At 72.4% G+C, this 19,367-nt stretch carries 17 protein-coding genes and 1 pseudogene; 8 read left to right on the top strand and 10 right to left on the bottom strand.

What is annotated here, in order from left to right:
* Positions 1-96: 96 nt before the first annotated feature.
* The 4 genes from sucB to ACFV2X_RS53685 form a co-directional block, all read right to left on the bottom strand.
* Positions 97-1,842: a 2-oxoglutarate dehydrogenase, E2 component, dihydrolipoamide succinyltransferase gene (gene sucB / locus ACFV2X_RS53670; protein WP_385631188.1), complete on the bottom strand. Its 1,746-nt coding sequence runs from the start codon at positions 1,840-1,842 to the stop codon at positions 97-99.
* Between the two features lie 47 nt (positions 1,843-1,889).
* Positions 1,890-3,278, bottom strand: a complete 1,389-nt coding sequence (gene lpdA, locus ACFV2X_RS53675; RefSeq protein WP_385631190.1) for a dihydrolipoyl dehydrogenase — start codon at positions 3,276-3,278, stop codon at positions 1,890-1,892.
* A gap of 327 nt (positions 3,279-3,605) precedes the next feature.
* A complete protein-coding gene (locus ACFV2X_RS53680) occupies positions 3,606-5,156 on the bottom strand; it encodes a leucyl aminopeptidase (RefSeq protein ID WP_385631192.1) in 1,551 nt (516 codons plus the stop codon).
* A gap of 446 nt (positions 5,157-5,602) precedes the next feature.
* Complete coding sequence (locus ACFV2X_RS53685; RefSeq protein WP_385631218.1) at positions 5,603-6,475, bottom strand: adenosylcobinamide-GDP ribazoletransferase; 873 nt, start codon at positions 6,473-6,475, stop codon at positions 5,603-5,605.
* A gap of 186 nt (positions 6,476-6,661) precedes the next feature.
* On the opposite strand from ACFV2X_RS53685, the pseudogene ACFV2X_RS53690 reads away from it, so the two are divergent.
* A pseudogene (locus tag ACFV2X_RS53690) lies at positions 6,662-7,460 on the top strand (hypothetical protein).
* A gap of 31 nt (positions 7,461-7,491) precedes the next feature.
* Here the strand turns inward: ACFV2X_RS53690 and ACFV2X_RS53695 are convergent.
* Together ACFV2X_RS53695 and cobT are read right to left on the bottom strand one after the other, a co-directional pair.
* Positions 7,492-9,285 carry a phosphatidylglycerol lysyltransferase domain-containing protein gene (locus ACFV2X_RS53695; protein ID WP_385631195.1) on the bottom strand — a complete coding sequence of 598 codons (1,794 nt, stop codon included), beginning with the start codon at positions 9,283-9,285 and terminating at the stop codon, positions 7,492-7,494.
* A 23-nt stretch (positions 9,286-9,308) separates the two neighbouring features.
* Positions 9,309-10,412: a nicotinate-nucleotide--dimethylbenzimidazole phosphoribosyltransferase gene (gene cobT, locus ACFV2X_RS53700; protein ID WP_385631221.1), complete on the bottom strand. Its 1,104-nt coding sequence runs from the start codon at positions 10,410-10,412 to the stop codon at positions 9,309-9,311.
* 137 nt (positions 10,413-10,549) lie between these two features.
* Between cobT and ACFV2X_RS53705 the strand changes: the two genes are divergently transcribed.
* Positions 10,550-11,122: a PH domain-containing protein gene (locus tag ACFV2X_RS53705; protein ID WP_385631197.1), complete on the top strand. Its 573-nt coding sequence runs from the start codon at positions 10,550-10,552 to the stop codon at positions 11,120-11,122.
* Positions 11,123-11,129: 7 nt separating this feature from the next.
* On the opposite strand, the gene ACFV2X_RS53710 is transcribed toward ACFV2X_RS53705, so the two are convergent.
* Positions 11,130-12,329 carry a bifunctional adenosylcobinamide kinase/adenosylcobinamide-phosphate guanylyltransferase gene (locus ACFV2X_RS53710; RefSeq protein ID WP_385631200.1) on the bottom strand — a complete coding sequence of 400 codons (1,200 nt, stop codon included), beginning with the start codon at positions 12,327-12,329 and terminating at the stop codon, positions 11,130-11,132.
* Positions 12,330-12,447: 118 nt separating this feature from the next.
* Between ACFV2X_RS53710 and ACFV2X_RS53715 the strand changes: the two genes are divergently transcribed.
* Positions 12,448-12,651 (top strand): hypothetical protein, encoded by a 204-nt coding sequence (locus ACFV2X_RS53715; RefSeq protein WP_358634494.1) that lies wholly within the window; start codon positions 12,448-12,450, stop codon positions 12,649-12,651.
* Between the two features lie 34 nt (positions 12,652-12,685).
* Here the strand turns inward: ACFV2X_RS53715 and ACFV2X_RS53720 are convergent, their stop codons facing one another.
* Together ACFV2X_RS53720 and ACFV2X_RS53725 are read right to left on the bottom strand one after the other, a co-directional pair.
* Positions 12,686-13,390, bottom strand: coding sequence for a class I SAM-dependent methyltransferase (locus tag ACFV2X_RS53720; RefSeq protein ID WP_385631223.1), 705 nt, complete (start codon positions 13,388-13,390; stop codon positions 12,686-12,688).
* 83 nt (positions 13,391-13,473) lie between these two features.
* On the bottom strand, positions 13,474-14,076 hold the full coding sequence (locus ACFV2X_RS53725; RefSeq protein WP_385631201.1) for a DUF3043 domain-containing protein: 603 nt from the start codon (positions 14,074-14,076) through the stop codon (positions 13,474-13,476).
* Positions 14,077-14,340: 264 nt separating this feature from the next.
* Between ACFV2X_RS53725 and ACFV2X_RS53730 the strand changes: the two genes are divergently transcribed.
* The 4 genes from ACFV2X_RS53730 to ACFV2X_RS53745 are packed head-to-tail and all read left to right on the top strand — an operon-like array spanning position 14,341 to position 17,440.
* Positions 14,341-15,111, top strand: coding sequence for a PspA/IM30 family protein (locus ACFV2X_RS53730; RefSeq protein ID WP_078610686.1), 771 nt, complete (start codon positions 14,341-14,343; stop codon positions 15,109-15,111).
* A gap of 50 nt (positions 15,112-15,161) precedes the next feature.
* Positions 15,162-15,440, top strand: a complete 279-nt coding sequence (locus ACFV2X_RS53735) for a hypothetical protein (RefSeq protein WP_385631203.1) — start codon at positions 15,162-15,164, stop codon at positions 15,438-15,440.
* A 21-nt stretch (positions 15,441-15,461) separates the two neighbouring features.
* Positions 15,462-16,763, top strand: coding sequence for a sensor histidine kinase (locus ACFV2X_RS53740; protein WP_385631206.1), 1,302 nt, complete (start codon positions 15,462-15,464; stop codon positions 16,761-16,763).
* Complete coding sequence (locus ACFV2X_RS53745; RefSeq protein ID WP_385631209.1) at positions 16,760-17,440, top strand: response regulator; 681 nt, start codon at positions 16,760-16,762, stop codon at positions 17,438-17,440. The genes ACFV2X_RS53740 and ACFV2X_RS53745 overlap by 4 nt, the downstream gene beginning before the upstream one ends.
* 77 nt (positions 17,441-17,517) lie before the next feature.
* On the opposite strand, the gene nadA is transcribed toward ACFV2X_RS53745, so the two are convergent.
* The gene (nadA, locus tag ACFV2X_RS53750; RefSeq protein WP_385631212.1) at positions 17,518-18,696 is read right to left on the bottom strand and encodes a quinolinate synthase NadA; all 1,179 of its coding nucleotides are present in this window, start codon (positions 18,694-18,696) and stop codon (positions 17,518-17,520) included.
* 237 nt (positions 18,697-18,933) lie between these two features.
* On the opposite strand from nadA, the gene ACFV2X_RS53755 reads away from it, so the two are divergent.
* The gene (locus ACFV2X_RS53755; RefSeq protein WP_020871998.1) at positions 18,934-19,287 is read left to right on the top strand and encodes an iron-sulfur cluster assembly accessory protein; all 354 of its coding nucleotides are present in this window, start codon (positions 18,934-18,936) and stop codon (positions 19,285-19,287) included.
* The last annotated feature ends 80 nt before the right edge of the window (positions 19,288-19,367 follow it).

The raw sequence follows: 19,367 nt of genomic DNA on the forward strand, positions 1-19,367 counted from the left end.
CCCGCCCGGATCTCTCCGGGCGGGGGCGCCGCCGTCAGCTGTGCCGATGTCGCCGGTGTTGCCGACGCGTGTCGACGTATGCCGACTCGCGAGGGCTCAGAGGCCGAGCTCGACCTCGAACTCGCCGGCCTCCAGGATCTCCTTGACCGCCGTCAGGTAGCGGGCGGCGTCGGCGCCGTCCACCAGGCGGTGGTCGTAGGAGAGCGCGACGTACGTCATGTCGCGCACCGCGATCGTCTCGCCGAGGTCCGGGTGGTTGATGACCACCGGGCGGCGGACGGTCGCGCCGATGCCCAGGATGGCGACCTGGTTCGGCGGCACGATGATCGTGTCGAACAGCGCACCGCGCGAGCCGGTGTTGCTGATGGTGAAGGTCGCGCCGGACACCTCGTCCGGGGTGATCTTGTTGGACCGGACCTTGCCCGCCAGCTCCGCCGTCTTCTTGGCGATACCGGCCAGGCTGAGGTCACCCGCGTGCTTGATGACCGGGGTCATCAAGCCCTTCTCCGCGTCGACGGCGATGCCGACGTTCTCGACGTCGAAGTAGGTGATGGTGCCCTCGTCGTCGTTGATCCGGGCGTTGATGGCCGGGTGGCTCTTCAGCGCCTGGACGGCGGCCTTGACGAAGAACGGCATCGGCGAGAGCTTGACGCCCTCACGCTGCGCGAACGACTCCTTCGCCCGGGCCCGCAGCCGCATGAGCTTGGTGATGTCCACCTCGACCACGCTGGTCAGCTGCGCCTGCGAGTGCAGGGCCTTCATCATGTTGTCGCCGATGACCTTGCGCATCCGCGGCATCTTGATGGTCTGGCCACGCAGCGGCGACGGAGCCGCGGCAGCGGCCTTCGGCGCCGCTGCCGGGGCGGCCTGGGCCTGCGCGGCCGTGGCCTTGGCGGCCTCCGCGGCGGCGATGACGTCCTGCTTGCGGATACGGCCGCCGACGCCGGTGCCCTTGACGGTGGCCAGGTCCACGCCGTTCTCCGCGGCGAGCTTGCGCACCAGCGGGGTCACGTACGCACCCTCGCCCTCAGCGGCGGCCGGAGCCGCAGCGGCCGGAGCCGGGGTGACCGGGGCCGGAGCGACGGGGGCCGGCGCGACCGGAGCGGGCGCCACCGGAGCCGGGGCGGCGGCCACCGGGGCCGGGGCGGCCGGAGCCGGAGCCGGGGCGGGCGCCGGAGCGGCGGGGGCCGGGGCGGGAGCCGCGGGGGCGGGCGCGGCGGCCGGAGCGGCGCCGGCGGCACCGATCACGGCCAGCTTGGCGCCGACCTCAGCGGTCTCGTCCTCGGCGACCAGGATCTCGAGCAGGGTGCCCGAGGCCGGAGCCGGGATCTCGGTGTCGACCTTGTCGGTGGAGACCTCGAGCAGCGGCTCATCGGCCTCGACCGAGTCGCCGACCTCCTTGAGCCAGCGGGTGACCGTGCCCTCGGTCACCGACTCGCCCAGGGCGGGCAGCACGACGTCGGTGCCCTCGGCCGCGCCCGCGGGGGCGGCGGCCGGAGCGGGCGCCGGGGCCGGGGCCTCGGCGACGGGGGCCGGGACGGGCTCGGGCTGCGCCACGGGGGCGGGCTCGGCCGCGGGGGCGGGGGCGGCGGCCGGGGCCGCGCCGCCGTCGTCGATGACGGCCAGCTCGGCGCCGACCTCCACCGTCTCGTCCTCGGCCACCTTGATGGAGGTGAGCACACCGGCCGCGGGGGCCGGGATCTCGGTGTCGACCTTGTCGGTGGAGACCTCGAGCAGAGGCTCGTCGGCCTCGACCCGCTCACCCTCGGCCTTCAGCCAACGGGTGACGGTGCCCTCGGTCACGCTCTCGCCGAGCGCCGGCAGGGTTACGGAAACCGCCATGGTTTCGGTTGCTCCTAACGATCTGTACGGATTGTTCGCGCTCGGGACTAGTCGTGGGCGTGCAGCGGCTTGCCGGCCAGAGCCAGGTGGGCCTCGCCGAGCGCCTCGTTCTGGGTCGGGTGGGCGTGGATGAGCTGCGCGACCTCGGAGGGCAGCGCCTCCCAGTTGTAGATCAGCTGAGCCTCGCCGACCTGCTCACCCAGGCGGTCACCGACCATGTGGACGCCGACGACGGCGCCGTCCCGCACCTGGACCAGCTTGATCTCGCCCGAGGTCTTCAGGATCTTGCTCTTGCCGTTGGCCGCGAGGTTGAGCTTCAGGGCCACGACCTTGTCCGCGCCGTACAGCTCCTTGGCCTTGGCCTCCGTGATGCCGACCGAGGCGACCTCGGGGTGGCAGTAGGTGACCCGCGGCACACCGTCGTAGTCGATCGGCACGGTCTTGAGACCGGCCAGCCGCTCCGCCACCAGGATGCCCTCGGCGAATCCGACGTGCGCGAGCTGCAGCGTGGGCACCAGGTCGCCGACGGCCGAGATGGTGTCCACGTTGGTCTGCATGTACTCGTCGACGAGTACATAGCCGCGGTCCATCGCGACCCCGGCCTCCTCGTAGCCCAGGCCCTGCGAGACCGGGCCGCGGCCGACGGCGACGAGCAGCAGCTCGGCCTCGAAGGTCTTGCCGTTCTCCAGCGAGACCTTCACACCGTCGGCGGTGTGCTCGACGCCCGAGAAACGCGCGCCGAGGGAGAACTTGATACCGCGCTTGCGGAAGGCGCGCTCCAGCAGCTTGGAGCTGTTCTCGTCCTCGACCGGGACGAGGTGGGGAAGCGCCTCGACGATGGTGACGTCGGTCCCGAAGGACTTCCACGCGGAGGCGAACTCGACGCCGATGACGCCGCCGCCCAGCACGATCGCGGACTTCGGAACCCGGTCCAGGACCAGCGCGTGGTCGGAGGTGATGACGCGCTCGCCGTCGATCGCCAGGCCCGGCAGGGACTTGGGCACCGAGCCCGTGGCGAGCAGGATGTGGCGGCCGGTGTAGCGCTGGCCGTCGACATCGACCGAGGTCGGCGAGGACAGCCGGCCCTCGCCGGTCACATAGGTGACCTTCCGGGAGGCGATCAGGCCCTGCAGACCCTTGTACAGGCCCGAGACCACGCCGTCCTTGTACTTGTGCACGCCCTCGATGTCGATGCCCTCGAAGGTGGTCTTCACACCGAACTCGGCACCTTCACGGGCCTGGTCGGCGATCTCACCGGCGTGCAGCAGAGCCTTGGTGGGGATGCAGCCGCGGTGCAGGCAGGTGCCGCCTACCTTGTCCTTCTCGATCAGGGCGACGTCCAGACCCAGCTGCGCCGCGCGCAGGGCAGCGGCGTAACCGCCGCTACCGCCTCCGAGGATCACTAGGTCGAAAACGGTGCTGGCGTCGTTCGCCACGTCACGTCCTCCATGCATGGTGCGCCGGGGCCGGCCCTCGTTGGCCGGGCGGCTGTTGTTCGGCCGCGTGTTGCTTTCGGCCCTGGTGTCGGGGGCCCTGTCCTGCCGAGACAACATCTTCGCACTTGTTGACGGGAGGCGGGACGCGGGGCCGCTGTGTGAGATATCTCCAAACCCCTCTTCAGGGGTTACTCGCGCGTACTGCGTGCGTAGCGAGGGTCGGATTTCGTTTACGGCGAAATCCGCGGGCCCGCGCGGAGCGGCCGGGCCCCGTGCGGAGCGGCCGGGCCCCGCTGACGACGTCGTCAGGACCCGGCCGGTGGCGGCTCAGCCCAGGTCGCCGTCCGCGGTGCGCTCGGCCAGCCGCACCAGGGTGCGGATCGCGGAGCCCGTGCCGCCCTTGGGGGTGTAGCCGAACGGACCGGACTCGTTGAAGGCCGGACCCGCGATGTCCAGGTGGGCCCAGACGGTGCCGTCCTCGACGAACTCCTTCAGGAAGATCCCGGCCACCAAGCCGCCGCCCATCCGCTCACCCATGTTCGCCAGATCGGCCACCGGCGAGTCGATGCTCTTGCGCAGGTCCGCGGGGAGCGGCATCGGCCAGGCCTGCTCGCCGGCCTCCTCCGCGATCTCGTGCAGCGAGGTACGGAACGCCTCGTCGTTCGCCATGATCCCGAACGTACGGTGGCCCAGCGCGAACACCATCGCCCCGGTCAGCGTCGCCACGTCCACGACGGCGTCCGGCTTCTCCTCACAGGCGCGGGTCAGCGCGTCGGCCAGCACCAGCCGGCCCTCGGCGTCGGTGTTCAGCACCTCGACGGTCTTGCCGCTGTACATCGTCAGCACATCGCCGGGACGGGTGGCCGAACCCGACGGCATGTTCTCGGCGAGCGCCAGCCAGCCGGTCACATTGACCCGCAGGCCCAGCTTCGCGACGGCCACCACCGTGGCGAACACGGCGGCCGCGCCGCTCATGTCGCACTTCATGGTCTCGTTGTGACCGGCCGGCTTCAGGGAGATGCCGCCCGAGTCGTAGGTGATGCCTTTGCCGACCAGGGCCAGGGTCTTCTCCGCCTCCGGGTGCGAATAGGCGACCCGGACCAGGCGCGGCGGGGCCTCCGACCCCTGGCCGACGCCCATGATGCCGCCGTACCCGCCCTTCTTCAGCGCCTTCTCGTCCAGCACCTCGGTCTTGAGCCCGTGCTCCTTCGCCGCCTCCAGCACGGCGGCGGCGAAGATCGCCGGGTTGAGCAGGTTCGAGGGGGTGTTGATCAGGTCGCGGGCGCGGTTGACCTCGGCGGTCAGGGCGATGGCGCGCTCGGCCGCCGCCTTGAACTCCTTGTCGCGCGGCTTGCCGCCGATCACGGCGACCTCGGCGAGCGGGGCGCCGTTCTTCTTGTCGCCGCTCTTGGGGTTGGCGCTGTTGCCGCCGTTCTGGCCGGCCTTCTGGTTCCACTTGTACGAGTACGCGCCGAGCAGCGCGCCCTCGGCGACGGCGGCGGCGTCCGCCGCGTCCGCCACCGGCAGCGCGAACGCGCCCTTCTTCGAACCGGACAGCGCGCGAGCGGCCGCACCGGCCGCGCGGCGCAGCGCCTCGGCGTCGTAACCGTCGCCCTTGGCCGGCGCGTCGCCGAGTCCGACCGCCAGCACGACCGGGGCCTTGAGGCCGGACGCGGCGGGCAGCTTGGTCACCTCGCCATCCGCGCCGGTCGCCCCGAGGGTCTCCAGGACGGAGGCCAGCTTCCCGCCGAAGGCCTGGTCCACGGCCTCGGCGCCGGGGGCGACGACGGGGCCCTTGGCCCCCTTCGCCACGCCGACGACGACGGCGTCCGCGCGCAGCGTCGCGGCGGAGGAGGTGCTGAGAGTCAGAGATGTCACGGTGATGGGGTCCCTCTTCCGGATAGTTCCTCGGCCGACGTGGGGTGTCCCCGTCGAGACAGGGACGGGCCAGCCGCGCCCTCGGCATCGTATGCGCGGGTCACCAGGTGCCCGAGCGGCGGGCTGTCGCGGGCCATCGCGAGGGTAACTCTCCCGACGCCACCGGCGCGCGGGCTCGCGACGACGGACGAGTTACGGGCACCCTCGCCGACAGCACGCCCGGTGGCGGCCTGCGCGGCCTGCGCGTGCGGTGCGGCGGTGCGGCGGCGGGGGTGCGATGCGGCGGGGGCCGCCTGCTTCTGCCCGCGCCGCCGGAGGGGAGCCGCGCCGTCCAGTCCGTGGACGGGGTGGTGGTGCACGGAGGTGTGTGGCGGCGCGGGGTGGACGGTTGGCGCGGTGGGTGTGGATGCCTGTCGGAGCCGGCCCGGGCCCGGCGTCGCGGGCCGTCAGCCGAGGGCGGTGGCGATCAGTGCCGTCGTGGCGGCCGTTTCGGCGAGGGCGCCGAAGACGTCGCCGGTGATGCCGCCGAAGCGCCGGCGGCAGTGGCGCAGGAGGAGTTCCGCCGCGCCCAGCGCGGCGAGGACGGCGAGTGCGTGGTGCACCGCCCCGTACGCGCCGAAGGCCGCGCCGCCCACCGCGCAGACGACGACGGACACCGCCGCCGCGCCCAGCGCGGGCCCGGTGGGCACCGCCCCCGCGACCGCCGCGCCCAGTCCCTGCGGGCGTGCCGCCGGCACCCCGTCGCGCGCCGCGAGCGTCAGCGCGCACCGCGCCGCCACCCCGGCCGTGGCCGCCGCCACCGCGCCCTGCGGCCAGCCCGCCCCGTACAGCTCGGCCAGCGCGGCCACCTGCGCGAGCAGGACGAACAGCAGGGTGACGACCCCGAACGGCCCGATGTCCGACTGCTTCATGATGCGCAGCGCGTCGTCCGCCGGCTTGCCGCTGCCGAGGCCGTCGGCGGTGTCGGCGAGCCCGTCCAGATGCAGCCCGCGGGTCAGTACGGCGGGCACCGCGACCGCGCCCACCGCGGCCAGCAGCGCGCCGCCGCCCAGGAGCAGCAGCGCCGCGCCCACCGAAGCCGCGCAGAGCCCGACCGTGAGCCCGGCCAGCGGCGCGCACAACATCCCGGCGCGCGCCGCCTCGCGGTCCCAGCGCGTCACACGTACGGGGAGGGCCGTGAGCGTGCCGAAGGCGAAGCGGACCCCGTCCTCCCACGAGGCGCGCGGGGGGTGGGGCGGGGGCGGAGGGTTCGACGGGGGCGCGGGGCGGGCCGGTTCGGTCGGCTCGTCCGACTCGGTTGGCTCGGTCGGCTCGCTCAGCTGGTCCGGTTCGGTCGGCTCGGTCGCAGCCTCAGGCGTGTCCGTGGGCTCCGGAGGCGCGGCGGGCCGTGGCGGGGCCGTGGGTCTCGGGGGTTCCGAGGGTCCCGGGGGCCCGGGCGGGCGTGCGGGGGACTGCTCCGGCGTGGTGTCCATCGGGTCGCAGGCTATCGCGCACCCTGAAGGGCCATGGGGCATTGGTGGTATCGGAACATCGTGGAGCCCGGCAAGCTGCCGCTGCTCCTCGCCCTGACCTCGTTCATCCTCTCGTTCGTGATCACCCGCACCATCACCCGGCTCATCCGGGCCGGCAAGGGGCCGTTCCGCAACGCCCACCCGTCTCCCACCACCACCCTCAACCGTCTGCGCTGCGCGCAGCACCCACTCGCCCCCAGGTGGGCTGCACATTCACCATGTCGTCCCCGGCTTCGTGCTCACCGTCATCGGCGGCTTCGGCGCGATCGCCGGTGCGCAGACCGAGGGCTGGGAGTACCTGGCGGCGGTGGTGTTCGGGGTGGGCGCGGGGCTGGTGCTCGACGAGTTCGCGCTGATCCTGCACCTCCACGACGTGTACTGGACCGAGCAGGGGCGGCAGAGCGTCGAGGTCGTCGTGATCACCGCGGCACTGGTCGGCCTGGTGCTGAGCGGCTTCCTGCCGTTCGGGGTGAACGAGGTGTCCGCCGCCGAGCGCCACGACCGCGGCGCGGTGATCGTGAGCGTCTGCGTCAATTTCCTGTTCGCCCTGTTGGCGCTGGCCAAGGGCAAGCCACGGATCGCGGTGCTCGGCGTGCTGGTGCCGGTCCTGGCGCTCGTCGGCGCGGTCCGGCTGGCGCGGCCGGGGTCCCCCTGGGCGCGGCGCTTCTACCGCCGCAGGCCGCGGACGCGTCGGCGGGCGCAGCACCGGGCGGAGCGGCATGACGCGCGCTGGAGCGGGGTGCGGAGGCGGTTGCAGGACTGGATCGGCGGGTTCTCCGAGCCGGGCTCCTGACGGCCGTCGGCCCCGTAGCTCATTTACCCCGTCAGCGCGGCGACGCCCGACGTGCCGCCGCCGTCTCCAAGTGCTTGCGATTCAGCCACTTGGGCAGTCCCGGCGCCTCCAGGAACCCCTCGGCCCGCGCCGCCGCGACAGCGATCCGCGGCAGGTCGGTGCTCTTCTCGAAGAGCAGATAGCGGGGCTCCCAGATCGGCCGGTACTTCGCGTTGGCGCGGTAGAGCGATTCGATCTGCCACCAGCGGGAGAAGAAGCTGAGCAGCGAGCGCCACAGCCGCAGTACGGGGCCGGCGCCCAGCCTGGACCCGCGCTCGAAGACGGACCGGAACACCGCGAAGTTCAGCGAGATCTGGTCGGCGCCGACCTCCTTCGCCCGCTGGATCAGCTCCAGCACCATGAACTCCATCAGCCCGTTGTCCGAGTCCCGGTCGCGCCGCATCAGGTCCAGGGAGAGCCCGTGCGAGCCCCAGGGCGCGAAGCTGAGTACCGCGCGCGGCCTGCCGTCGCGGTCGGCGCAGTCCAGCAGCACACAGCGGCCGTCGGCGGGGTCGCCGAGCCGGCCCAGCGCCATGGAGAAGCCGCGTTCGGTCTCGCCGTCCCGCCAGTCGTCGGCGAGCCGCAGCAGTTCGGCCATCTCCTCCTCGGGGATGTCCTCGTGGTGGCGGATGCGGACCGTGTAGCCGGCGCGCTTGACGCGGTTGTATGCCTGGCGCACGGTGCGCATCGCGCGCCCCTCCAGCGTGAACTCCCCGGTGTCGACGATCGCCTCGTCCCCGAGTTCGAGGGCGTCCAGGCCGTGGCGCGCGTACACCGTGCCGCCCTCCTCGCTCGCGCCGATCACGGCCGGGGTCCAGCCGTGCTCGCGGGCCTCGGTCAGCCATTGGTCGATGGCGCCGGGCCATGCCTCCGGGTCGCCGATGGGGTCGCCCGAGGCGAGGGAGACGCCGCTGACCACCCGGTACGTCACGGCGGACTTGCCGGTCGGCGACCAGATGACGCTCTTGTCGTGGCGCAGCGCGAAGTAGCCGAGCGAGTCGCGGTCGCCGTGCCGCTCCAGCAGCGCGCGCAACCGGCGCTCGTCGTCCGCGGAGATCGGGTCGACGACGCGGCGGGAGCGGAAGGCCACGTACAGCACGAGCAGGAGCAGCGCCGTGCTCATGATGTTGATGGCCACATTCGCCCAGCCCGGGGTCTGGATCCCCTCGAAGCGGCCTTCCAGGGCCGCGAGCGAGATCAGCCGCAGCGTGCCGTAGTGCCAGCGGTCCAGGAACGAGGAGCGGTAGTCGTCGGGCGCGGTGTTGGTGAGGGTGACCAGCGCGGTCGCCAGCAGCGAGCCGATCAGCAGCCCGCTCACCGCGACGACGGCGGCGAGCTTGGGGTTCGAGCGGTCGCCCTTGGCGTAGAACTCGCGGCGGCCGATGAGCAGGGCGACGACGAAGGCGGCGGTCAGGCCCAGCGAGATCCAGTTCTGCGGATGGCGGGCGACGGGCGCCTGGGTCAGGGCGAGGGCCAGCAGCGGGACGGTCAGCCCGCCGAGGACGAGGTTGAGGATCCAGGCGGCGCGCTTGCGGCGGCGCATGGTGATCGCCAGGAACATCGAGAAGGCGCCGGAGAAGAAGCCCGCGGTGAGGAGGTACGGGGTGAAGTACTGGTCGACGTTGTGGCGCCGGATGTCGTTGCCGAAGGAGACCCACACCGCGCCGAGGAAGTTCAGCGCGGTGACGGCGCGCAGATACCAGACGGCGAAGGCGGCGGAGCGGCGCGGCCAGGGACGGCCGCGCCGGGTGGCCTCAGCGGTCGGCTTCGAACGGACGTCTCCCATGTCGTGAGCATATGGGGAGGAGGTCAGGTGATGTCGTCGGCCGCCGGGGCGTCGGTGTCCTGCCCATCGGCCCGCTCGTCGGGCTCCGGGTCGGGCCGCTCGGGCAGCTCAGCGGCGAGCGCCGCGGCCGCCTTTACGAGTGGCAGGGCCAGCAGCGCCCCGGTGCCCTCGCCCACGGTGACGCCGTGGTCGAGCAGCGGGTCGAGCGCGATCCGGTCGAGCGCCTTCTCCTGGGCCGGTTCGCCGCTGTTCTGCCCGGCCAGCCACCAGTCGGGCGCGCGGAACGCCACGCGCTGCGCCACGAGCGCGCAGGCCGCGGAGACCACACCGTCGAGGATGACGGGGGTGCGGCGTACGGCGCTCTGGAGCAGGAAGCCGGTCATCGCGGCGAGGTCGGCGCCGCCGCTGGTCGCCAGCAGCTGCAGCTGGTCGCCGAGGACGGGGCGGGCGCGGCGCAGCCCGTCGCGGATGGCCGCGCATTTGCGCATCCAGGCGAGGTCGTCGATGCCCGCGCCGCCGCGGCCGGTGACCACGGAGGCGTCGGTGCCGCACAGCGCGGCGATCAGGGTGCCGGCGGCGGTGGTGCCGCCGACGCTCACATCGCCGAGGACGACGATGTCCGTACCCGCGTCGGCCTCTTCGTCGGCGATGGCCATGCCCGCCCGGAAGGCCCGCTCGGCCTCCTCCAGGGTCAGCGCGTCCTCGATGTCGAGGCGGCCGGAGCCGCGCCGGACGCGGTGGCGGGTGACCTCCTTGGGGAGGTCGTCGGGGTCGCAGTCCAGGGACATGTCCACGACGCGTACGGGTACGTCGTAGCGGCGGGCCAGGATCGCCACGGGGCTCTCGCCGTCGAGTACGGCGCGTACGAGCCGGTGGGCGGTGCCGGCGGGGCGGGCGGACACGCCCAGCTCCGCCACGCCGTGGTCGCCGGCGAACAGCACGACCCGCGACCGCTCGATGGGCTTGACGGGCACCCGCTGCTGGGCGGCCGACAGCCACTCGCCCAGCTCGTCCAGGCGCCCGAGTGTCCCTGGAGGCAGCGTCAGCCGCTCCCGGCGCTCTTCGGCATCGCGCCGGACGCCGCCGTCGGGACGCTCGATCAGGTCGACGAAGTCATCGAGATTCAGACCGCTCACGGGCGAAACCCTACCGGGGGTACCCCGATGGTGTGGTTGGAGTGCGCGAGCGGGACCCCTCCCGGTTGTTCGGCGCTAGCGTCGCGGGGTTCGGGTGCCGACGCAGGAGGGGTCAGGAGGGGGAGAGGATGGTCGGGACGAGGGAGGGCCGCCCGCGGGTCCGCGAGTACCGTGCGCCGCTTTGGCTGTGGGTGATCGTCATGGTCTTCTTCGGGAGCTTCGGGGTGGCGGTGCTGGGGCCGGCGTCCGAGGAGGGCATGCCCGTGGCCGCGATGGTGTTGGCCGTGTCGGTGGTTCCGCTGGTCTTCGTACTGTTCGTGGGGTTCTGCCTGAACAGGACCGTTGTCGACGAGGACCATGTCGCCGTCCGCAGGGTGTTCCGGACCCGGAGGACGGCCTGGCGCGACATCCAGGGCATCGAGATCGAGGGCGATCCGGCCGCGGTGGCCGAGGGGAGGCAGCCCACGGGGACGGTCGTGGTCCACCACCGCGACGGCCGGAGGATCGCCCTTCCCTATCTCTACGACAGGCCAGGGCTGCCGGTGCACCAAGAGGTGATGGCCATGCGGGCGACATGGGAGCGGCGACGCGGCGACGACTGGACGCCGCTGTCAGAGGCCGAAGCCGCGGCGGCGAAGGCGGAGACGGAGGCACGGACGAGGCGCGACCGGCCCTGGCGGCAGCCCGGCCCAGGAGTGTGACGCTCCTTCAGCCCCGCAGGGGGAGGGCCTGGCCGGCCAGGACCAGGAGGACCTGTTCGCACTCGGCCGCGAACGCCGCGTTCAGACGGCCGAGTTCATCGCGGAAACGGCGCCCCGACGCGGTCGCGGGGACCACTCCGGAGCCCACCTCGTTGCTGACGGCGACCACCGTGCGGGTGGTGGCCCGGAGGGCGGAGACCAGGGCGTCGACGCGTTCGTGGAGGGCGCGCCTGCCGCCGTGGGCCCAGGTGTCGTCGTCCCAGGCGCCGACGGAGTCCATCGCGTCGGTGAGCCACAGCGCGAGACAGTCGATCAGCAGCGGCCCGCCGTCCCCCGCGAGCAGCGGCGGCAGTTCGCAGGTCTCGGTGGTGCGCCAGGAGCCGGGGCGGCGCTCGCGGTGGGCGGCGATACGCGCGGCCCAGTCGGGGTCGCCGTCGCGGGTGCCGCCGGTGGCCACGTAGAGCACATCGGGGAACGCCGCGAGCCGCCGTTCGGCCTCCAGGGACTTGCCTGAGCGCGCGCCGCCCAGGACGAACGTACGGCGCGGCAGGTCCGGCACCGCGTGGTACTCCCCGACGACGACCGTCTCCCCGTCCGGCACGGCGCGCGCTCCCGCCGCCGCGAGCCGGCGGTGCAGCTCGGGGCCGGGCGGGACGGTGTGGTCGAGGTGGACGGCGAGGACGTCGGTGGTCGGGCCGACCGCCCCCGTGGCGCGGAGCTGGGCCAGCGCGCCGGGGCGGCCGAGGACGTCGAGCAGCACCATGTCGTACGGCTCGGCGGAGTCGGTCAGCCCGGCCGGGGCCGCGCCGGGCGGGAGGTAGAGGAGCCGGGTGGAGTCGGGGCCGGTGACCTCGTAACCGGTGCCGGGGGAGTCCAGCGGAACGGCCCGTACCCGGTGGCCGCTGATCAGGGCCAGCTCCCGGCCGTCGGGGACCCGGCCCGGCGCGGGCAGCCCGGCGGGGAACTCGACGGCCGGGCCCTGGTGGGGGTGTGAGAGAAGCACCTGTACGACGCCGGTCAGCGAGTAGCCGGCGCGCGCGGCGGCGAAGGCGGCGCCGGGGGTGAGGTCGAGCAGCAGTGCGCCGTCGATCAGCAGGGCGGTCGCGGCCCGCGCCTCGTCGCCCACGGCGACGGCGCAGGCCGCGCAGGGGCAGCCGTGGCGCGGCAGCCCGACGGGGGCTCCGGTGCCCAGGAGAGTGAGTTCCACGCCCCGATCGTCTCGCGTCCCGGTGCGGCGGGCGCGCTCAGGTCACCCCGCCGGGAGTGATCAGTCCCATAGGCTGCTGGGCAGACATCATGTGACCGGCGGGATGGAGGAGGCGGACATGGCATGGACGTGGCGGTTCGAGAAATCCGACGGTACGGAGACGAAGCCCGCGGTGCAGCCCGACGAGTTCCCTACGCAGGGGGACGCCGAGTCGTGGATCGGAGAGGAGTGGAGGGCCCTGCTGGAGGGAGGGGCGGAGCAGGTGACCCTCTTCGAAGACGGGTCGAAGATCTATGGGCCGATGAGCCTGCGGGCCGAGTAGTCGAGTAGCGGCCAGGTGAGGGTGCGCGGCTGACTCAGCCGCGCACTCCGCACAGGTGAAGCAGCGCCGCCACCGCGCGGTACGGGTCGGTGCGCCCGGCGCGGTCCTCCGCCGTCAGCAGCTGGTCCCAGTCGTCGGGGACAGGCGCGTTGTCGGGGGCCTGGTCGGTGAAGACCCGCACGCCGTACCAGGTGTGCAGCGGTGTGCCGATCGCGGTGAGCGTGGTGGTCAGCGTCTCGCGGCGGTCGGCGCGGGCGGCCAGGCCGATGCGGTTGGTGTAGGCGGGGGAGTCGAAGGCGGCGAGCGCGGTGGCCCAGTCCCCGGAGAGCCCCGGCCGCAGCGCGAGCGCGTCGGCGTTGCGGACCAGGAGCGAGAGCACGCCGCCGGGCGCCAGGACGCGGGCCAGGGCGGCGAGCATCGGGTCCGGCTCGGGCACGTACATCAGCACGCCATGGCACAGGACGATGTCGAAGGCGCCCGGCAGGAAGTGGGCGCCCGTGTCCCGGCCGTCGCCCTCGATGAGCCGCATCCGCTCCCGGATGCCCGCGGGCTCGTGCGACAGGGCCTCGCGGACCGCGTCCAGCATGGCCGGGTCGGATTCGAGCCCGGTGACCTCATGGCCGGCCCGGGCCAGCCGGAGGGCCTGGGTGCCCTGGCCGAGGCCGACGTCGAGGACGCGCAGCCGCCGGCCCACCGGGAAGTGGGCCGCGATCTGCTCGTCGAGCTGACGGGCGACCAGCGCCTGCCGGACGGTGTTGCGCAGGCCGCCGAGGCCGCTCAGCCAGCCGCTCGCCCCGCCCGCGAAACCGGAAGGGTCCGCGCTCAGGGCCGCTCTCCGCGCTTGACCTGCGGCTTGGGCAGCCGCAGGCGGCGCATCTGGAGCGTACGCATCAGGGCGTACGCCACCACGCCGCGCAGATTCTCGTCGGGGAACCGCTTGCGCAGCTGACGCTTGAGCTGGATGCCGAGGACGACCGAGTTGATGACGATCAGCAGGATGACCAGCATCCACAGCAGCAGCACATAGGTCTGCATGGCCCCGGCCTGGACCATGCTGAGGACCAGGATCACCACGGCCAGCGGCAGGAAGAACTCCGCGACGAAGAAGCGGGAGTCCACGTAGTCACGGGCGAAGCGGCGCACCGGACCCTTGTCACGGGCGGGCAGATACCGCTCGTCGCCGCCGGCCAGCGCCTCGCGCTGGCGCGCCAGGTCGGCGCGGCGGGCCTCGCGCTGGCGCCGCGTCGCGTCTTTGCGGCTCATCTTCGAGCTCGAATTCGCCAGGCTGCGGCGCTGCGACTGGGCCTCGCTGCGCTTGGGGGTCGGGCGGCCCTTGGGCGCCTGAGGGTCACGGGTCTGTTGCGGCTGGTCCGCGATCACCTTGGCGGTGGCGGCCTGCTCGTCCTTTGAACGGCTACGGAACACAAAGCCCAAGGGTACGGGTTTGCGGGTGTGGGCCCCAGCCTCTGGGGGAACGATCCGGCAACGGCACCGCGCTCGGCACCGCGCTCGCCCTTGCTGCTCCTGGCTCCTCCTTGCGCCGGAGGCGCCCGGGGATCGATCGTCCTGCAGGAGGAGCACGAGCGGGTCCGAACAGTGCGGTAATGGATGTAGGGCCCGTAGGCTGGGTCTGTTGGATGTGCTGGAGCCGGTAGTCCGTAGTCCGTCAGAAGGGGGCGCGCGAGGCCCATGAGCGGTGTCATGAAGCGTATGGGAATGATCTTCCGCGCGAAGGCCAACAAGGCCCTGGACCGGGCCGAGGACCCGCGCGAGACCCTTGACTACTCGTACCAGAAGCAGCTGGAGCTGTTGCAGAAGGTGCGGCGCGGCGTCGCCGACGTGGCCACGTCCCGTAAGCGCCTGGAGCTTCAGCTCAACCAGCTGCAGGGGCAGTCCGCCAAGCTCCAGGACCAGGGGCGCAAGGCGCTCGCGCTGGGCCGGGAGGACCTGGCGCGCGAGGCGCTGTCCCGCCGTGCCGCGCTGCAGCAGCAGGTCACCGACCTGGAGACGCAGCACCAGACGCTGCAGGGCGAGGAGGAGAAGCTGACGCTGGCCGCGCAGCGGCTGCAGGCCAAGGTGGACGCCTTCCGTACGAAGAAGGAGACCATCAAGGCCACCTACACCGCCGCCCAGGCCCAGACCCGGATCGGCGAGGCGTTCTCCGGGATCTCCGAGGAGATGGGCGATGTCGGCATGGCGATCCAGCGTGCCGAGGACAAGACCGCGCAGCTGCAGGCCCGGGCCGGTGCCCTCGACGAGCTGATGGCCTCCGGCGCGCTCGACGACCCCTCCGGTATGGCCAAGGACGACCTCGCCGCGGAGCTGGACCGGATCTCCGGCGGCTCGGATGTGGAGCTGGAACTGCAGCGGATGAAGGCCGAGCTGGCGGGCGGCACCCCGCAGCAGGCCATCGAGAGCGGGCAGAAGCAGGAACAGCCCCGCCCCAACATGGACAAGTAGTGGACGAGTAGTCCTGGACACGTGGTCCACCGGCCCCGAAGGAGGTCGTCATGATCGTACGGATCATGGGGGAGGGGCAGCTGAGGGTGGGCGACTCACACCTGTCCGGGCTGAACAAGCTCGATGACGAGCTGCTCGCCGAGGTGCAGAGCGGCGACGAGGACGGCTTCCGTCGCACGCTCGGCGCGCTGCTGGAATCCGTGCGCTCGCTGGGCGAGCCGCTGCCCGACGACTCTCTGGAACCCTCGGAGCTGATCCTGCCGGGCCCGGACGCGACGCTCCACGAAGTCCGGGCGATGCTCAGGGACGACGGCCTCATCCCGGGCTGAGCCGGGCTGAGACGGCCCGCGATGGCGCAGCGCTTACGGTTGGATGCCGTGACTCCCCTCGCCGTCGGGCCTGGCCTGGCCCGTCCGTACCGCTGGCTGACCGCGCATCCGCGCGCGCTGGACGCGCTGCTTGCCGTGGTCGTCTTCGCGCTGATGCTGATCGGCGCCGCCGCCAGCCCGCACACCGGCCAGCGCCCCGTCGACCCGATCGACCCGCTCTTCGTGCTGCTGGCCGCGCTCGCCGCGGGCGCGCTGGTGCTGCGCCGCGGATTCCCGATCGGCGTCCTCGCGGTCACCGCCGCGCTCACCGTCGTGGAGGTCGTCACCGCCCATGACGGGCCGCCGCGCACCTCGATCGTGTTCGGCGTCGCGGTGGCCCTGTGCACCGTGGCCGTGCGCACCGACCGGTCGACCACGCTGCGGGTCGGCCTCATCACGGTCGCCGTGCTCACCGGGGTCGCGATGCTGTTCGGGGTCAGCCCCTGGTACGCGCAGGAGAACTTCGGCATCTTCACCTGGACCGGTCTTGCCGCCGCCGCGGGCGACGCGGCGCGCAGCCGCCGCGCCTATATCGCGGCCATCGAGGAGCGTGCGGTACGGGCCGAGCGGACCCGCGAGGAGGAGGCCCGCCGCCGGGTCGCCGAGGAGCGGCTGCGCATCGCCCGCGAGCTGCATGACGTGGTCGCCCATCACATCGCACTGGTCAACGTCCAGGCCGGGGTCGCATCCCATGTCATGGACAACCGTCCGGACCAGGCCAAACAGGCGCTCGCGCATGTACGGCAGGCCAGCCGCTCGGCGCTGGACGAGCTGCGCGCCACCGTCGGGCTGCTGCGGCAGTACGGCGATCCGGCCGCGCCCACCGAACCGGCCCCGGGCCTCGCGGTGCTGGACCAGCTCGTCGACGGTTTCGTCAAGGCCGGGCTGCGGGTGGACGTGGAGGCGGTCTCCCGGGACGGGCTCGGCCCGCTGGCGGGATCGGTGGACCTCACCGCCTACCGGATCGTCCAGGAGGCCCTGACCAATGTGCACAAGCACGCCGGACCGGACGCGAGGGCCCAGGTCCGTATCGTGCGTACGTCCGCCGTACTGCTGATCACGGTCGACGACGACGGGCCCTGCGCGGAGCAGCCCCCGGCGGAGGACCCCGGCGGCGGACACGGGCTGATCGGGATGCGGGAGCGGGTCGCCGCGCTGGGCGGCAACTGCGAGGCGGGACCCCGGCCGCAGGGCGGTTTCCGGGTCCGGGTGAGACTGCCTCTGCAGACGCGGAGAGGGGAGCCGCGTGAAAGAGGGGGGGAAGGGGGCGAAGGGGAGTCATGACGATCAAGGTGCTGCTGGCCGACGACCAGGCGCTGCTGCGCAGCGCGTTCCGGGTGCTGGTGGACTCCGAGCCGGACATGGAGGTGGTCGGCGAGGCGTCGGACGGCGCCGAGGCGGTGGAGATCGCCCGCGACCAGGGCGCCGATGTGGTGCTGATGGACATCCGGATGCCCGGTACGGACGGGCTGGCCGCCACCCGCATGATCACCGAGGATCCGCGTCTTGAGGACGTCCGGGTGGTGATGCTGACGACCTTCGAGGTGGACGAGTACGTCGTGGAGTCGCTGCGGGCCGGCGCCAGCGGCTTTCTGGGCAAGGGCGCCGAGCCCGATGAGCTGCTGGCCGCGATCCGCATCGCGGCGGCGGGGGAGGCGCTGCTGTCCCCGGCCGCCACGAAGGGGCTGATCGCCAAGTTCCTGGCGCAGGGCGGTGGCAGGGACGGGGAGTCCGGCGCGTATGACGCGGCGCGGCTTGACGCGCTGACCGGGCGGGAGCGCGAGGTGCTGGTGCAGGTCGCGGGTGGGCTGTCCAACGACGAGATCGCGGCGCGGCTGGAGGTCAGCCCGCTCACGGTCAAGACGCATGTGAACCGGGCGATGGCCAAGCTCGGCGCCCGCGACCGGGCGCAGCTGGTGGTGATCTCGTACGAGACGGGGCTGGTGCGGCCCCGGGGGTGAGCGGACGGACCGAGGGCGACCGAGGGCCCGGGGGTTGTCCACCCCCGGCCCTCAGCTGTCTGTCACCGTCCCGTTGGTCAGGGCAGCGTCAGCATGCGCTCGAGGGCGAGCTTGGCGTGGGCCTCGGTCTCCTTGTCGACCTGGATCCGGTTGACGACCTTGCCGGCGGCGAGCGATTCCAGGGACCAGACCAGATGCGGCAGGTCGATCCGGTTCATCGTGGAGCAGAAGCACACCGTGCGATCGAGGAAGACGATCTCCTTGTCCTCGCTGGCGAAACGGTTCGCCAGGCGCCGGACGAGGTTCAGCTCGGTGCCGATCGCCCACTTCGAACCGGCCGGGGCGGCCTCCAGCGTCTTGATGATGTGCTCGGTCGAGCCCACGTGGTCAGCCGCCGCCACGACCTCGTGCTTGCACTCGGGGTGCACCAGGACATTGACGCCCGGGACGCGCTCGCGGACCTCGTTGACGGAGTCCAGCGAGAAGCGGCCGTGCACCGAGCAGTGCCCGCGCCACAGGATCATCCTGGCGGCGCGCAGTTCGTCGGCGGTCAGCCCGCCGTTCGGCTTGTGCGGGTTGTAGACCACGCAGTCGTCCAGGGACAGGCCCATCTCGCGCACCGCGGTGTTGCGCCCGAGGTGCTGGTCGGGCAGGAACAGGACTTTTTCGCCCTGCTCAAAGGCCCAGTCCAGCGCCCGCTTGGCGTTGGAGGAGGTGCATATGGTGCCGCCGTGCTTTCCGGTGAACGCCTTGATGTCGGCGGAGGAGTTCATGTACGAGACGGGCACCGTCACCCCGGCGACCCCGGCCTCGGTCAGCACGTCCCAGCACTCGGCGACCTGCTCGGCGGTGGCCATATCGGCCATCGAGCAGCCCGCGGCCAGGTCCGGGAGGATCACCTGCTGGCTGTCGCCGGTGAGGATGTCGGCGGACTCGGCCATGAAGTGCACACCGCAGAAGACGATGTACTCGGCGTCGGGCCGGGCGGCCGCGTCGCGGGCCAGCTTGAAGGAGTCCCCGGTGACGTCGGCGAACTCGATGACCTCGTCGCGCTGGTAGTGGTGGCCCAGTACGAACACCCGGTCCCCGAGCTCGGCCTTGGCCGCGCGGGCACGTGCCACCAGGTCCGGGTCGGAGGGCGCGGGCAGATCGCCGGGGCACTCCACACCGCGCTCGCTCCTGGGGTCGGCCTCCCGGCCGAGGAGGAGCAGGGCGAGCGGTGTCGGCTGGACATCGAGGGGTTGGGCGGTGGTCACGTCACGCACCCTTCTTTCTTCATGGGGACTCATTAATCGTCAAAATGACGCTATCTATCATATCTGCTTCATGTCAGTTTGACGATGCCCATCGCGTCGATGTGACGCATTCCGGAGCGCGGTCCGTGTATGCGAGCATGAACAGGCAGGAAGAAAAGCGCCCGCCCCGGAATGAATCCGGGACGCCATTGGTTTGAGCCGACGGCAAGCAGTCCGTACGACCCGGGAGAGAAGCAGATGACCGTTCAGGACGAGACCACCGCGAGCGAGGGCATCATCCTGTCCGACGCCGCCGCGTCGAAGGTCAAGAGCCTGCTGGAGCAGGAGGGCCGCGACGACCTCGCGCTGCGCGTCGCCGTCCAGCCCGGCGGCTGCTCCGGCCTGCGCTACCAGCTCTTCTTCGACGAGCGCTCGCTCGACGGCGACGTCGTCAAGGACTTCGGCGGGGTCAAGGTCGTGACCGACCGCATGAGCGCCCCGTACTTGGGCGGCGCCTCGATCGACTTCGTCGACACCATCGAGAAGCAGGGCTTCACCATCGACAACCCGAACGCCACGGGCTCCTGCGCCTGCGGTGACTCGTTCAGCTGAGGTTCAGCGTGAGGCGCTTCTCGTAAGTCGCTTCACCTCGCTTCGCCTCGATCAGACGCCGCAGGGGGCGGGCCCGGCAC

The organism is Streptomyces sp. NPDC059679, from assembly GCF_042734105.1.
Lineage (GTDB): Bacteria > Actinomycetota > Actinomycetes > Streptomycetales > Streptomycetaceae > Streptomyces.